Genomic DNA, 13,468 nt, shown 5'->3' on the forward strand with positions numbered 1-13,468 from the left:
GGATGCTGAAAGGCGGGACGCACCAATGATATACGGGACCCAATCGCCCGGCCGATATTTCCCCTGGGGCATCGATCGGTCAGGTTGGCCGATTTTCAAAAAAAAACGCATCACGGCCTACAATCGGCCCATGCTGCGTACATCCGCCCCGCCCACGCCCCTGGCCCTGCCCGCCCCGCCCACGCTCGCGCACCTGCTGGCGGACTGGCTGCCGGCCTTCGGGCAAGTGGACTGGAAGAAAGAGACCGGCTCGACCAACGCCGACCTGCTGGCCCGGGCGCGCGAACATCCGCAGGACAAACCCTGGCTGCTGGGCGCGCATCTGCAGACCAGCGGCCGCGGACGTATGGGCCGATCCTGGCAGAACATGGCCGGCGCGGCGCTGATGGTGTCCTTCGCCTTCGATGTGCAACTGCTCGCGGCCGAGCTGCCGGCCCTTTCGCCGCTGACCGGCCTGGCCGCCTGCGAAAGCCTGCGCGCGCTGATCGGCGAGGACGCCGCCGGCCAGCTCACCGTCAAGTGGCCCAACGACTTGCAATGGGGCCAGGCCAAGCTGGCCGGCCTGCTGGTGGAGTCGCTGCGCAATCCCGGCGGCCCCGGCGCCGGCCATACCGTCGTAGTGGGCATCGGCATAAACCTGCGCGATGCCCAGGCGCTTTCCCAGGCCCTGGAACGCCCCATCGCCGACTGGGGCCAGACCGGTGCGCCCGCCGCCGTCGGGGTCGCCGAAATTGTCCGCGCCCTGGCCAACGGCTTTCACCAGGCCGTGCTCGATGTGCAGCGCGAGGGCTTCGGCGCCTTCGCGCGGCGCTATGCCCGCGTGGACGCCCTCGCGGGCCAGCCGGTCAACGTCATCGACCAGGGCAAGATCGTGCAGCAAGGCATCGCCCAGGGCCTGGACGCGCATGGCCGCCTGCTGCTGCGCACCGCCGAGGGCGCCATTCAGCCCATCATCGTGGGCGAGGTCTCCATCCGGCCGCTCTCATGATTCTGCTGATCGACGCCGGCAACAGCCGCCTCAAGCTCGGCCTGCTGCCTGCCGGCGCGGCACACCGCGAGGCCGATACGCACGCCTTCGACCACGCGAACCTGCAGGCGTTGGCAGACTGGCTGCGCGCCTTGCCCGCCAAGCCCACGCGCGCAGTCGGCGTCAACGTGGCCGGCGCCGAGCGCGGCGATGCCATCGCCCGCGTCGTCGAACAGGCCGGCGGCGGCGGCACCGCATGGCTGCGCGCCGAAAAGCAGACCCTGATTCTGCGCAATGGCTACGCGCATCCCGAACAACTGGGCGCCGACCGCTGGGCCGCCATGCTGGGGGTGCTGGCCCGCCAGCCCGCGCGGCACCCGCCCTTGATGATCGCCAGCTTCGGCACCGCCACCACGCTGGACACGGTCAGCAGCGAAAACGTCTTTCTCGGCGGATTGATCCTGCCCGGCCCGGCCATGATGCGCGCGGCCCTGGCCCACGGCACCGCCAACCTGCCGCTGGCGCAGGGCCTGGCCACCGCCTACCCCACCGATACCGACCAGGCCATCAGCAGCGGCGTGGCCGCCGCCCAGGCCGGCGCCCTCGTGCGCCAGTGGCTGGCCGCGCGCACGCGTTTCGGCGCAACGCCCGACATCTACGTGACAGGCGGCGGCTGGTCCGAAGTACGCGCCGAAGTGGAAACGCTGTTGGCGCAGGCCGGCGCCGCGCGCAGCGTACCCACCGGGCTGATCTACGTGGAAAGCCCCGTGCTGGACGGACTGGCCGCGTGGGTGTTGCAAACCGAGCAACGGCCGGAATAAATACGGGATAATCCCGGCAGACTCATCACCTAAGAACGGACTTCGACATGCGCATCCTGTTCCTGTTGATACTGCTGGCCAATGTCTGGGCCTACGCCCTGGGACAAGGCTGGCTGGGCGTGCGGCCCGGGGATGAAAGCCGCACCGTGGTGCAGGAGTTGAACGCGGACAAGGTGGCGCTGGGGCGCTAGGCATCCCAGGGGATGCCAGTGAAATCAGATGACGATGTAATCCGGCGCCTGATTCTGGTTCTTCTCGATCAGAGGATTCGTAGGCAAATCCAGGACGAAAATCGAACCATGGCCGATACCTTTGCTCGTCACGCGCATCTGGCCGCCCAGTTCCCGGGCCCAGGTGGCGCTGGAATGCAAGCCGATTCCGTTGCCTTCGGCACGCGTGGTGAAGCGCTGATTGAACAATACCGCCAAATGCGTCGGATCGATGCCGGCGCCGTTGTCCTCGACCATCATCTGGACGCGGCCCTGCGTCGACTTGACGGCAAGTGCGAGCTGTGATTTGTCTTGCATATCCGCCATCGCCTGCAAAGCGTTGGCGATCAGATTGATCAGGATCTGCAGCACTTTATGGCGGTCCGTAACCAGGCTGACGGCCGGCTCATAACGGCGCTCGACACGGACACCATCCACATTGAACGCGGCGCTGGCAATTTTATAAGCCGCGTCCATCAGGTCGCCCGCCAGCAAAACTTCCGATACATCGTCGGTGGGCTGGGCGAACTGCCGATGGCTGTTGATGACCTCCCGGGCATGCTCACAGCAATCGATAACCACCGAGGCCTCCTTGAGCAACATATCCCTTTCCTCGTTCAACTGACCGGAAAGCTCAGCGATATAGCGCGGCAGCAAGGGCGCGCGCGGGTCGTGGGTGAAAAATCCGGACAAGTCCATGCCTTGCTGCTCGAGCAGCGCAACCACTTTCGACAGGCCGGCCACGCTGCTGCGATCGAGTTGCTCCTTGATCAAGGTGGCACCCGTGGTCACGCTGTTCAGCACGTTGCCCAGATTGTGCAGCACTCCCGTGGCCAGCATGCTCATGCCGGCTTCGCGGGACTTTTCGCGCAGCGTCGCCTGCACATCGCTCATGCGCGCCGCCGCGCGCAATCGGGCCCGCAACTCCTCGGGCACGAATGGCTTGGCAAGATAATCGTCCGCGCCGCGGTCCAGTCCGGACGAACTCGAGAGACTATCGCCACGGGCCGTGAGCAAAATGATGGGAATATGGCGTAGCGCACTGTTGCTCTTCATGCGCTCGGCCAGTTGCAGCCCGTCAAGTCGCGGCATCATTACATCCGAAACCACAATGTCGAACGGCCGGGTCAAGAGGGCATGCCAGGCCTTTTCGCCGTCCTCGACGCAAACGACGCTCCACGCGTCGGACAGCAATTCCCGTATGTAAGCGCGCATCTGGGCGCTGTCGTCCGCCACAAGCACCAGCTTGCCTGGCGTGCCGTCGGGCGACGGAATTTCCACGTCCTCGCGCGTGCGCCCCGCAAGGCCTTCGGTGAAATAGGCCTGCCGCAGCGCTTGCTGCAGCGGCGTGGTGATCTCGGCCGGCGCATCGGACGCTTGCTGCTCGGCAGCCTGCGGCGAAAGCCGAGGAAATTCAAGAACGAACTCGGTTCCCTCCCCGACCCGGCTATGAACCGCGATTTCTCCTTTCATCAATGTCGTCAGCGCTTTGACCAGCGCCAGACCGATGCCGGTGCCGCCGTTGCGACGGGTCGCGGACGTGTCCACCTGGGCAAAGCGCTCGAACAGAATGGCGAAATCTTCGGCCGCAATGCCGATGCCCGTATCCTGGACGCGCAATTCGAATTTTTCGTTATCGACGGCGCGGGCATCGACGCGAATCGTTCCGCCCGCCGGCGTGAATTTCAAGGCATTGCCGATGAGATTGAGCAAGATGCGCTCCAGATGCTCTCGGTCCATGAACACCGTGCCCACTTCGGCGTCCACCGACCACTCCAGCGTCAAATCCATCGACGCCGCAACGACCGCGGCATCGCCCGCCAGCATATCGACGAGTTCAGTCAGATTTACCGCTTCGATATGCGCCTTGAATTTTCCGGCCTGCGCCTTCGAAAAATCGAGCAGCTCGTTCACGCGATTGAGCAATATGAGCGCGTTGCGCTGCAATCTCTCGATCTGGACACGCCAATTCCCAGGCGGCTCGGTTGTGGCCAACAGCTGGCTGGCGGGCGCCAAAATCAAAGTGAGCGGGGTACGCAATTCATGGCTGACATTGGCCAGGAACTCGCTTTTTGCCTCATTGGCGGCTTCGGCGGCCTCTTTGGCTTGCTTTAATTCGGTCTCAAGACGAATCCGCTCGTCGATTTCATCGGTGAGCTTGTGATTGGCATTGATCAAACCGATCGACTGCTCCTTGCTGACAAGCAGCGACCAGATCACCAAGGCCATCAACACGCTGATCAGCGATCCGGCGGCAAGAATGAGGCGTGGCTTTTGCACGTCGATGGCGGCGTCGAACTTGGGCAAGGACGTGAACTTCAAAGTCCAGACTCGCCCTCCGAACTCAATGGGCACTACCTTCATGAATGCGGGGCGAGCTGAAGCCGGCACGGACGCGCCCGGATCCGTCGCCATGACACTGTCGTACAACAGGTGCGTTGCCGACAAATCGCCGCCGTCGAAAATTTCGACATGCGTCTTGGACACATCGTCCTGCCCCAGAATGCCGCTCATGAGGTCGTTCATGCGAAACGCGGCATAAATGTAGCCAAAAAGTTGCGCGCGCCGCGCTGCCTTGGTCAACGGCGACGCATCACCGCGGTATACGGGTTCGTACATGAGAAACCCGTTCTGCACGCCCGTTTTCGTCTCCTGCACCAGAGTGACTTTCCCCGAAGCAGTGGCTTGGCCAGTATCGCGTGCGCGCTGCATTGCCTCGCGGCGCACGGGCTCGGTCAACATGTCATAGCCAAACGCACGCCGATTTCGCCAATCGAAAGGCTCGACGAAAACGACCGCGGTCATGTCCGGCCGAACACCGGGAGGGTAGACCGTGTAATCGGGAAACCCTTGGGCGCGAATCGCGCGAATATGCGCCGCCAAACCATCGGGGGGAATTTGCACAGCGAATCCCAGTGCCTGAATACCCGGATAATTGTGTTCGATTCGCAGCGCTTGAACATAAGCGTGCCAGGCCTGCCGGGTCATATCGCCGTTCGCATCGAAAAGACCGGCTGCTCCGAGCAAGGTCTCCCGATAAGCGAGAAGACGCTGCTCAATCGAGAATCGGTTCCGGTTGACCTGGTAATCGAACGACTGCCGCGCAACGCGGTTTGAATCACGCTCGGCGTTTGTCCAAAGCCAAAGCGTGGCGGCCAGCAGCAGCACCAGCGTGACAAGCGAAGCGGCGGCCGCGCCCAGGCGCCACGCCGAGTGCGCTCGGCGGTCGATCCATTTCATGATGAAATCAGTGCTCTTGGGAGAATTTTTCAAACACGTCCACGGCCAGCGGCCTGCCCGTCAGATACCCTTGCACGAGATCGCAGCCGCTCTCTTGCAGAAAAGTGCGTTGAAATTCGTTCTCCACCCCCTCGGCCACCACGCAAAGATCGAGTGATTTCGCAAGCTTGATTATGGCTTCGACAAGCAGCAGCGAGCGCGCGTCTTTCTCAAGGTTCTTCACAAATCCCCGATCGATTTTCAGCTTGTCGATCGGAAAATTCCTGATGTAGTCGAGGTTGGAATAGCCAACGCCGAAATCGTCCAGGGCCACGCGCACTCCAATGGCCTTGAGCGCGTTGAGCGAACTGACCGCCTGCTCGAGATCGCGCATCATCATGTTCTCGGTAATCTCCAGCTCGATGCGCGCCGCGGGCACACCATAGCGCTCGACGGCCTGCTGCACGATTTTGACAAACTGTTCGTCGCACATGCCCCGGGGTGAAATATTGACCGACACGACAAAATCGTCTTTGACGACCCCGCGGCGTCTCCAGTCGGCGATCTGCCGGCAAGCGCGGTCGATCACCCAGGCATCGATTCGCAAGATAAGCGAGCTCTCTTCGGCCACGCCGATGAAATCGGCCGGCGCCAGCATGCCCCAGCGCGGATGCCGCCAGCGGATGAGAGCTTCCGCGCCGTAGAGCCGACCGGTCCTCAGGCACAATTGGGGCTGATAATAGAGCCGCAAATCGTCGGCGGCGCCCAGGGCAAGCGTCATCTCCTGGCGCAGTTCGATTTTGGCGTGGCGGTCGGCCCCGGCTTCGCGCTCGTAACACCGCACGCCGCCGCCGCGATCGGCTTTGGCAAGCGCCAAGGCCGCCAGGACGTTATGCATCAGGTCGCCCGCGGTCTCATACTGGCGGGTCTGCTCGGCAAAGCCGACACTGAGCGATGCCTCCAGCTTGACGCCGTTGACGACGAACGGCTCGGTCAGCGTCTGCAGCAGCCGGTCGGCCCAGGGACGTGGCGCCCTCGCGTCGTCGCCCCGCAAAATAAATAAAAACTCGCCCCCGCTGACCCGCGCCGCAAACGCGCGGCCTGCGGCAAAGGCCCGAATACGGCGGCCGAGTTCGGCAAGAAAGGTGTCGGTATCGTCGTAACCGACCAGCTCGTTGATTTCGCGCAGCCGGTCGATGTCGCAATTGAGCACGACCAAGGGGCCGTCCTCTGCGCGCCGGCTATCGAGCACATGGTGCAGGTAGCGCAATGCCGAGAGCCGGTCGGGCAACCCGGTCAGGCGATCGTTGTGGATCGCCGCCTCGGACGCCTCGCGCGCGGCTGCGCCCTCGGCAGGGTCGGCCAGGTTGCGGATGCATAGATACACCTCATCGCCATAAGGGTAGACCGCCACCTCGATCAGTTGATTGAGCACCCTGCAAAATTCGACCGTTTTGCGCGCTGTCTGCGACTGGACCGCATCGTGGCTGATCCGATAGGTTTCGGTGTGCTCGGAGCCGGCAATCGCCCGCCAGAAGTTCTGGCCCAGCACCTGGTCTTCCCCCAAGCCGAACGCCGCCTCGGCGGTCTGGCTCATATAGGTTACGCACCACTGGCTATCGAATACGAATGCCACGTCGCCGTCGCATTCGAGAATGCGCTTGGTGCGCCGCACCGAGGCTTCGAGCGCCTGCCTGGCCTTCTGGCTCTCCTGGCTGAATCGCTGCACCATGACCCGCATCCGGTCCCGCTCTCGCCGCAGCTTGATCCAGCGCTCGCAAAACGAACGGGCGAGCTGGCGCACCTCCGTTACGTCAAACGGCTTGCGCAACACCACAAAGCGGTCGGGATGCGTCAGCTGGGCGAGCATCTGCTCCCACGAATAATCCGAATACGCCGTACAGAGCACGACATGAATATCCGGATCGACGCGCCACAGCTGGCGCACTGTTTCAATGCCATCCCAACCGCCGGGCATGCGAACGTCCATGAATGCCATGGCGAAGGGTCGGTTCTGCTCGCGCGCCGCGATCACATGCGCAAGCGCCGTCTTGCCGTCGGACACCAGATCCAGCGCGAAATGCCGGTTCTCCTGCGCCGGCTCGGCCGCGGACTCGGCCTCAAACAGCGCGTTTTCAAGAACGCTCAAGCGCTTCGAGCGGTCGGAGCCTGGAGGACTCAATATTTTCTGGTAGACATCCAGCATGTCGGCATTGTCATCGACCACCAGAATGCGCGCCGTGTCCGCTGCGTCATCCTGCCGCACGCCGCGGGGCGTGGGCACGGGCGCGTGCACGTCGGCCGCGGGATCGATGCCTGCCTTGCCTGCCTGAGCCTCGTTTGCGTCGTCCGGCAAAGGCGTTGCCGTTTGGGTTTGGATGGAATCTTTCATGGACCAATCACCACTTTCGACATAAGCCGCCTACCAGGGAACGAAGCCTATTTTCGAGCAATTTATATCATTTTTTTTCAAACTATTTCTTAAATTCAAATCCTCGCCCGACAGCGCACCGTCGCGACCGACCATGAAAAACGGCGTGCCAAGCACGCCGCCACACAGAACACACCCTACCGATCCGGCCGCCTATTGCTCCGCCAGCGCCTGCTCCACGCCCGCCAGCACCGCATCGCGCGAGGGCGGCGCGCCCTGCTCGCCCAGGCTGGCGGTATAGGCCGAGCCGATCAAGGGCGTGCGCACCGGGGAAGAAGCGCAGTAGATCCCCACCGTCGGGCGTCCCAATGCCGCCGACAAATGCGTCACGCCGCTATCCAAGCCCACCATCATGCGCGCGCCGGCCAGCAGCGTGGCCACGCCGGTCAGGTTCATGCGCGGCATGACCTGCACCCCCTCCTGCCCGGCAGTCAGGGCCTGCGCGCGCGCGGTTTCCGCGGCATTGCCGGCCAGCACGCGCAAGACGCAGCCCTCGTTGCGTAGGCGCTCGAAAACGGCATGCCAATCCTGCTCGGGCCAGAGCTTGTCGTCACGGCTGGCCGACGGCATGATCACCGCGTAATTGCGCTTGCCGCGCGCCTGGGCCAGAAAGCCCTGCAGGCCGTAATCGGGCTCGCCGGCGTACGCGTAGCCGAACGTCAGCCCGGCCAGCAGGCGCTGGCGCACCACCGCGGGCTGCCAGAAGTACACCCGGTGCCGCACGTCGTAGAACAAAGAGGCCATCGACTCGCGGGCCGACTGCCAGTCCAGCCCGTGCCGGGTGCCCTGAGCCTGCCGCGCCAGCCATGCCGACTTGAGCAGCGACTGCATGTCCAGCACCACGTCGTAGCGCACACCGCGCAGGCGATCGACGATCTTGCTGCGTTCACGGCGGGTGCTCTCGCGCCACCAGGTCTTGCGCCAGCGGCGGTGCGCGATGGGAATCACCTCGTTCACCGCCGGATGCCAGGCCGGAATTTCGGCAAACGCCTCTTCCGCGACCCAGTCGATCCGCGCGCCAGGGACATAGCGCGCGATATCCGAAATCGCCGGCAGGGTATGGACGATATCCCCCAGCGAAGACGTACGGACGATAAGGATGCGGGTGGACATAGGGGGCGGCGAAATGGCCGCACATAGTACCTCAGCACCGGCGACTCGCGCCCCGGAACCGGCTCGGCCGTCCTCTGCGGCCTCCTTAACCACGCTTGCATCAAGGTTTTTTATGAAATACCATTTAGATATATATTTATTACTAAAAGAAATTTATTGCGGCGATCTTTCAGGAGCCCAATCATGACATCGACCCGAGCAGTCCTTCACGAAACCTCACTGTTGCCCAAGAATGCCGCGAACGAACCGGGGCTGGCCGCCTCCGGCGCATGGGCGCTCATGGCCTACGCCATGCTGGCCGTCCGATTCGTCCAGGGCTTTATCTATTGGGGCGGCGGATCGCGCCGATTCATCTACGCCCCGCAGAAGCTCGACCCGCATGCCGCCAGCTGGATGGCCAACAAATTCCAGAGCGCCATGCCCGGCGCCCTGCTCGGCACCGGCCACATCGTCGACTTCCTGCTGCGGCACTTCGCGCTGCTCTATAGCAGCATCATCGTCTTTAGCGCCATCGAGCTGTTCTTCGGCCTGTTCCTGATGGTGGGCTTGCTCACCCGTCTTTCCGCCTTGGCGACCATGGGCCTGAGCTTTGTCCTGATGCTGCTCTATGGCTGGCAAGGCGCGACCTGCATCGACGAATGGACGATGGCGGCCTGCAATTTCGGCATGGGCGTGGCGCTGTTCCTGGCCGGCAGCTCGGCATGGTCCCTCGATGCCGTGATCGCGCGCCGCAAGCCCGACCTGGCGGCCAAGCCCTGGTTTACCTGGATGGCGAGCGGCCCGCTCGCGTCCAAGGTGCTGCGTCCTCTCGCGCTGACGCTGACCGTCGTCACCATGGCCTTCGTCATGCTGACCTACAACTACTATCGTGGCTCGATTCTCACGCCGTTCCATTCCGGCCCGACCAGCGCGACCGTGCATCACCTGACCATCACGCATGCCACGTCGTCCGCCGACGGCAGCGTCACCTTCACGGTCTATCTGGACGGGGGCACGCCGGAAGCCCCGGCGCACATCGTCGATGCAAAGCTGCTCGATGCCTCGGGCAAGGTCCAGCAAGCGTGGGGCCCGGACGCCCTGGCCCACCTGCCGCAATCGGCCATCGTGAACGACTACGCCTACAACAAGTTCAAGCCCGCCCTGATGGGCCTGGCGGCGAACATGGGCGCGCGCGCCACCATCACGCTGCCCGCGGTCCCGGGGCAGGCGATTGCAGCGGGATCCGTCCTGACCCTGCAAACCATCGACAACCGGGTGTTCAAGGCGCCGGTGCAGCCGCACGCCGCGAATTAAAAAACATTCGGCATCTTTGATTTTTCGAGGCCTTACATTAATTTACAATTGCAGTAGAGTGTGTTCGATAGAAATAAGCAGATACTATTTGCAAGATTCGCGGACACACTCAGCATCTCTTTTGCCCGCGCAGGTCAGCATGATCTTTAACGATCATCCGTGAAAGTGCCTAACAAAAACGTTCAACCTTGAACTACTCAGCGCTTCATGATTTGCCCAGGAGACAACGATGCGAATGAATCTGCCTGTTACCCAGCAGGGCTATGACTTTCCTTCCGACCAGACCCTAATTTCGATTACGGATCTGAAGGGGCGTATCACTTACTGCAACACCAACTTCATTGCAGTAAGTGGTTATACGCAGGCTGAACTCCTCGGGCAGTCCCATAACCTGGTTCGGCACCCCGACATGCCGGCTGAAGCCTTTCGAGACATGTGGGAAACCATTCAGTCCGGTCTGCCCTGGACTGCCCTGGTCAAAAATCGCCGCAAGAACGGCGACTACTACTGGGTACGCGCCAATGCGACGCCCATGCGCAACGGCGATGAGATCATCGGCTATCTGTCGGTGCGCACACACGTGACACCGCAAGAGATCCAGGACACCGAGCACCTCTATGCCAAGATGCGTAGAGAAGCAGATCGCGGCCGGCTCACGCATGTATTGCGCCATGGTGAGCTTATGAAAAATACCCTGGTGGGCCGGCTCAGGCGAATACTGACCATGGGGCTGCGCGGTCGGTTTTTTCTGACGACGCTGATCGCGGCAGCGCTTCCGGCATTTTTGGTATGGAACAGAAACCCGGCCTGGGTCGATATCGTCGCGGTTCTGGTTTGCGCGCTGGTGATGGCAACCCTGCAAATACGCATGGTTATTCGACCCCTCAACGGCGTGCTGAGCACGACCAATCGACTCGCGGCGGGCGATTTTTCCGGCGACATCGAAACCGGCGGCAAGGGAGAGTTCGCCCGGATTCAGCTTGCCTTGGCGCAGATGTCCTTATCCATTCGCACGGTTGTGCGCGACGTGCAGGACGAAGTCGTGAATCTGCGCAGCAGCTCACAGGAAATCGCCGCCGGCAACCAGGACATGTCCTCGCGCACCGAATCTCAATCGAGCAGCCTGGAGCAGACCGCGGCCGCCATGGATCAGATCAACGGTACCGTGCAAAACACGGCGACCTTGGCCGAGCAAGGCGCAAGCGTCGCCCAAACCACCAGCGCGGCAGTCGAGCGCGGCCACATGGCCGTAGAAAATGTGGTGCAGTCGATGAAAAACATCAATCAGGCCTCCGGGCGCATCGGCGACATTATCCAAGTGATTGAAGGGGTCGCATTCCAGACCAATATCCTGGCGCTCAACGCAGCCGTGGAGGCCGCACGCGCGGGCGAGCAAGGCAAGGGCTTCGCGGTTGTGGCAAGCGAGGTGCGCGCGCTGGCCCATCGCACGACCCAGGCGGCCAAGGAAATTAAAGCGCTGATCGAAGAATCCTCTCAATGGGTAGCCGAGGGCGATCAACGAACCGAGCAGGCCAGAGAACGCATGACCGAAGTGATCGATTCAGTCAAGCAAGTGATGGGGTTACTGGAACAAATCAACACCGCTTGCAAGGAACAGTCCACCGGCGTCTCGCAAGTCAATGCCGCCGTCACGCAGCTCGATGACATCACGCAGCAAAATGCGGCGATGGTCGAGCAGTTGGCCGCCTCGGCAAGCTCACTGGATGATCAGGTAACCCAAGTACACAGCGCTATCCGGGTATTCCACCTGAACGATGAGGACGTCAGTTTGTCGCAAGTCGATGCGATCGAACTACGTAAGCAGCATAAGCAGCACAAGCAGCCGGTCATCGCGACCTCTTCGAGACTGGCGCTTCCGGGTTGATTGCAACCTCCGGGGGCATCGCCGTAGGCAACCCGGTTCAGTGCACGAGACAAGGCCGAATTCAGGAGCCCCTTGTCGCGCGGGCCGGGCGCGCCACCCTGCTGGGCCAGGCTCTCATCGTGCACGAAGCGCAGTACCTGGCGATTGCCCCACTTGCACGGACTCATTTGGACAGTTGATGGAAGGTGTCCCGGTACGCGCGCATGAATTCGCGGCCTGAACGCCCTGTAACACCTGCCGCGCCAGATGGCGGCCGCTCAACCAGGCGCCCTGCACCTTGCCGCCGTGCAGCCAGTCGCCGCACAGGCCGATGCCGCGTTCAGGATCCCAGGCGCTGCCGAGATTGCCCGCGTGGCAGTCGGCGTAGCGCCAACGATGCACGGTAAACGACTGCGGCGCCGGTGCGCCCAGCTCGCCAAAGGCGGCCAGCAGGCGCCGGCCCACCTGCTGCGCGTCGTCTTCCAGATGCGCGACGCTCCACTGGGCATTGGCCTGCAGCACCCAGCACTCCTGCCCGCTGCGTCCCGGCTTGCTGCGATCGCGGGCCAGCCAGCGCAGCGGGCCGGCGTTGACAAAGGCTGCCTCAAAGCCCAGCGATACCGGCGCGGCAAACTGGGCCATGACCGTCCAGCACGGTTGCATCGTCTGGGCAGCGGCCGCGGCCGACAGCGGCGGGCAGGCGTGCGCCAGCAGCGGCGCGGCTTGCGGCGCGGGAATCGCCACGACGACGTGCGAATAGACCTCGGGCAGCAAGCCCTGCTCGGCGCTGCGCAGCCGCCAGCCGTCGCCATCACGCTCGAGCGCCTGGATGGTCTGGCTGGTGTGCAGGTCCAGCCCTTGGGCCAACCGCTTGGCCGGGGCCGACATGCCGGGCACGCCCACGTAACGCACCGGCGCGTCGTGGGATGGGGGCCGATCGCCGCCCAGCACCACGGGCACAACCGGCCACTCGGCCGCCACGCCGGCCTGAAGCCACGCCTGCACCTCGCGCTGAAAATCGGGATGACGCGCGGTGAAGTACTGTGCGCCGTGATCGGCCTGCCAGGGCTCGCTGCGACGGGTGCTCAGGCGGCCGCCCGCCCCGCGGCTTTTTTCAAAAACGCTGACATGGTGCCCGGCCTCGCGCAGGGCAACGGCACACGACAGGCCGGCCAGGCCGGCGCCGATAATGGCAATCGAAAGAGTCATAGGTCGCGAAGTCGGGTAGATGCGGATCAACACCAGCCTTGCCGCCAGACGGTCGTGTCGGTCAGCGTTTTCCAGGCAATGACGCGGCTGCGCCCGCTGTAGACCGCCTCCAGCTCCACCTCGGTGATGGGCACAAGCGGATCATCGGGCACCAGCACGCGCACCACCAGGAAGTGCTTTTCCTTGTTCTTGGGCGCAAGCGCGGTCCATTTGCTCAACAGCAGCTTGCGCGGGTTCAGGTGCAGGGTCATGGGTCGGTTGTTGCCGGAGCAAGCGCCCGCCATTATCGGCGGCAACGCCGTCAAAGCGTACCTCCAACACTTAGTCTTACTATGTCATAAG

At 63.0% G+C, this 13,468-nt stretch carries 10 protein-coding genes; 5 read left to right on the forward strand and 5 right to left on the reverse strand.

Annotated elements, in window-relative coordinates:
• Positions 1-130: 130 nt before the first annotated feature.
• Genes H143_RS0105570 through H143_RS22645 form a run of 3 tightly spaced genes read left to right on the forward strand, consistent with a single transcriptional unit; the run spans position 131 to position 1,979 of the window.
• On the forward strand, positions 131-988 hold the full coding sequence (locus H143_RS0105570; protein WP_033366097.1) for a biotin--[acetyl-CoA-carboxylase] ligase: 858 nt from the start codon (positions 131-133) through the stop codon (positions 986-988).
• Positions 985-1,788: a type III pantothenate kinase gene (locus H143_RS0105575; RefSeq protein ID WP_019937250.1), complete on the forward strand. Its 804-nt coding sequence runs from the start codon at positions 985-987 to the stop codon at positions 1,786-1,788. Before H143_RS0105570 ends, H143_RS0105575 begins: the two co-directional genes overlap by 4 nt.
• Positions 1,789-1,835: 47 nt before the next feature.
• Positions 1,836-1,979: a hypothetical protein gene (locus H143_RS22645; protein WP_019937251.1), complete on the forward strand. Its 144-nt coding sequence runs from the start codon at positions 1,836-1,838 to the stop codon at positions 1,977-1,979.
• 24 nt (positions 1,980-2,003) lie between these two features.
• Here the strand turns inward: H143_RS22645 and H143_RS20025 are convergent, their stop codons facing one another.
• The 3 genes from H143_RS20025 to waaC form a co-directional block, all read right to left on the reverse strand.
• Positions 2,004-5,237, reverse strand: coding sequence for a CHASE domain-containing protein (locus tag H143_RS20025; RefSeq protein WP_019937252.1), 3,234 nt, complete (start codon positions 5,235-5,237; stop codon positions 2,004-2,006).
• A gap of 7 nt (positions 5,238-5,244) precedes the next feature.
• Positions 5,245-7,608 (reverse strand): bifunctional diguanylate cyclase/phosphodiesterase, encoded by a 2,364-nt coding sequence (locus tag H143_RS0105590; protein ID WP_019937253.1) that lies wholly within the window; start codon positions 7,606-7,608, stop codon positions 5,245-5,247.
• Positions 7,609-7,800: 192 nt separating this feature from the next.
• The gene (waaC, locus tag H143_RS0105595; RefSeq protein ID WP_019937254.1) at positions 7,801-8,760 is read right to left on the reverse strand and encodes a lipopolysaccharide heptosyltransferase I; all 960 of its coding nucleotides are present in this window, start codon (positions 8,758-8,760) and stop codon (positions 7,801-7,803) included.
• Between the two features lie 183 nt (positions 8,761-8,943).
• Here waaC and H143_RS0105600 point away from each other — a divergent pair, with 183 nt between their 5' ends.
• Complete coding sequence (locus H143_RS0105600; protein WP_081627006.1) at positions 8,944-10,053, forward strand: TQO small subunit DoxD; 1,110 nt, start codon at positions 8,944-8,946, stop codon at positions 10,051-10,053.
• Positions 10,054-10,282: 229 nt separating this feature from the next.
• Positions 10,283-11,938: a PAS domain-containing methyl-accepting chemotaxis protein gene (locus H143_RS20030; RefSeq protein ID WP_033365387.1), complete on the forward strand. Its 1,656-nt coding sequence runs from the start codon at positions 10,283-10,285 to the stop codon at positions 11,936-11,938.
• Positions 11,939-12,052: 114 nt separating this feature from the next.
• Here the strand turns inward: H143_RS20030 and H143_RS0105610 are convergent, their stop codons facing one another.
• Positions 12,053-13,126 carry an NAD(P)/FAD-dependent oxidoreductase gene (locus H143_RS0105610; protein WP_019937257.1) on the reverse strand — a complete coding sequence of 358 codons (1,074 nt, stop codon included), beginning with the start codon at positions 13,124-13,126 and terminating at the stop codon, positions 12,053-12,055.
• A 26-nt stretch (positions 13,127-13,152) separates the two neighbouring features.
• A complete protein-coding gene (locus H143_RS0105615) occupies positions 13,153-13,377 on the reverse strand; it encodes a TIGR02450 family Trp-rich protein (RefSeq protein ID WP_019937258.1) in 225 nt (74 codons plus the stop codon).
• Positions 13,378-13,468 lie beyond the last annotated feature (91 nt).

Origin of the sequence: Bordetella sp. FB-8 (genome assembly GCF_000382185.1) — a bacterium.
Classification (GTDB): Bacteria; Pseudomonadota; Gammaproteobacteria; order Burkholderiales; family Burkholderiaceae_B; genus Bordetella.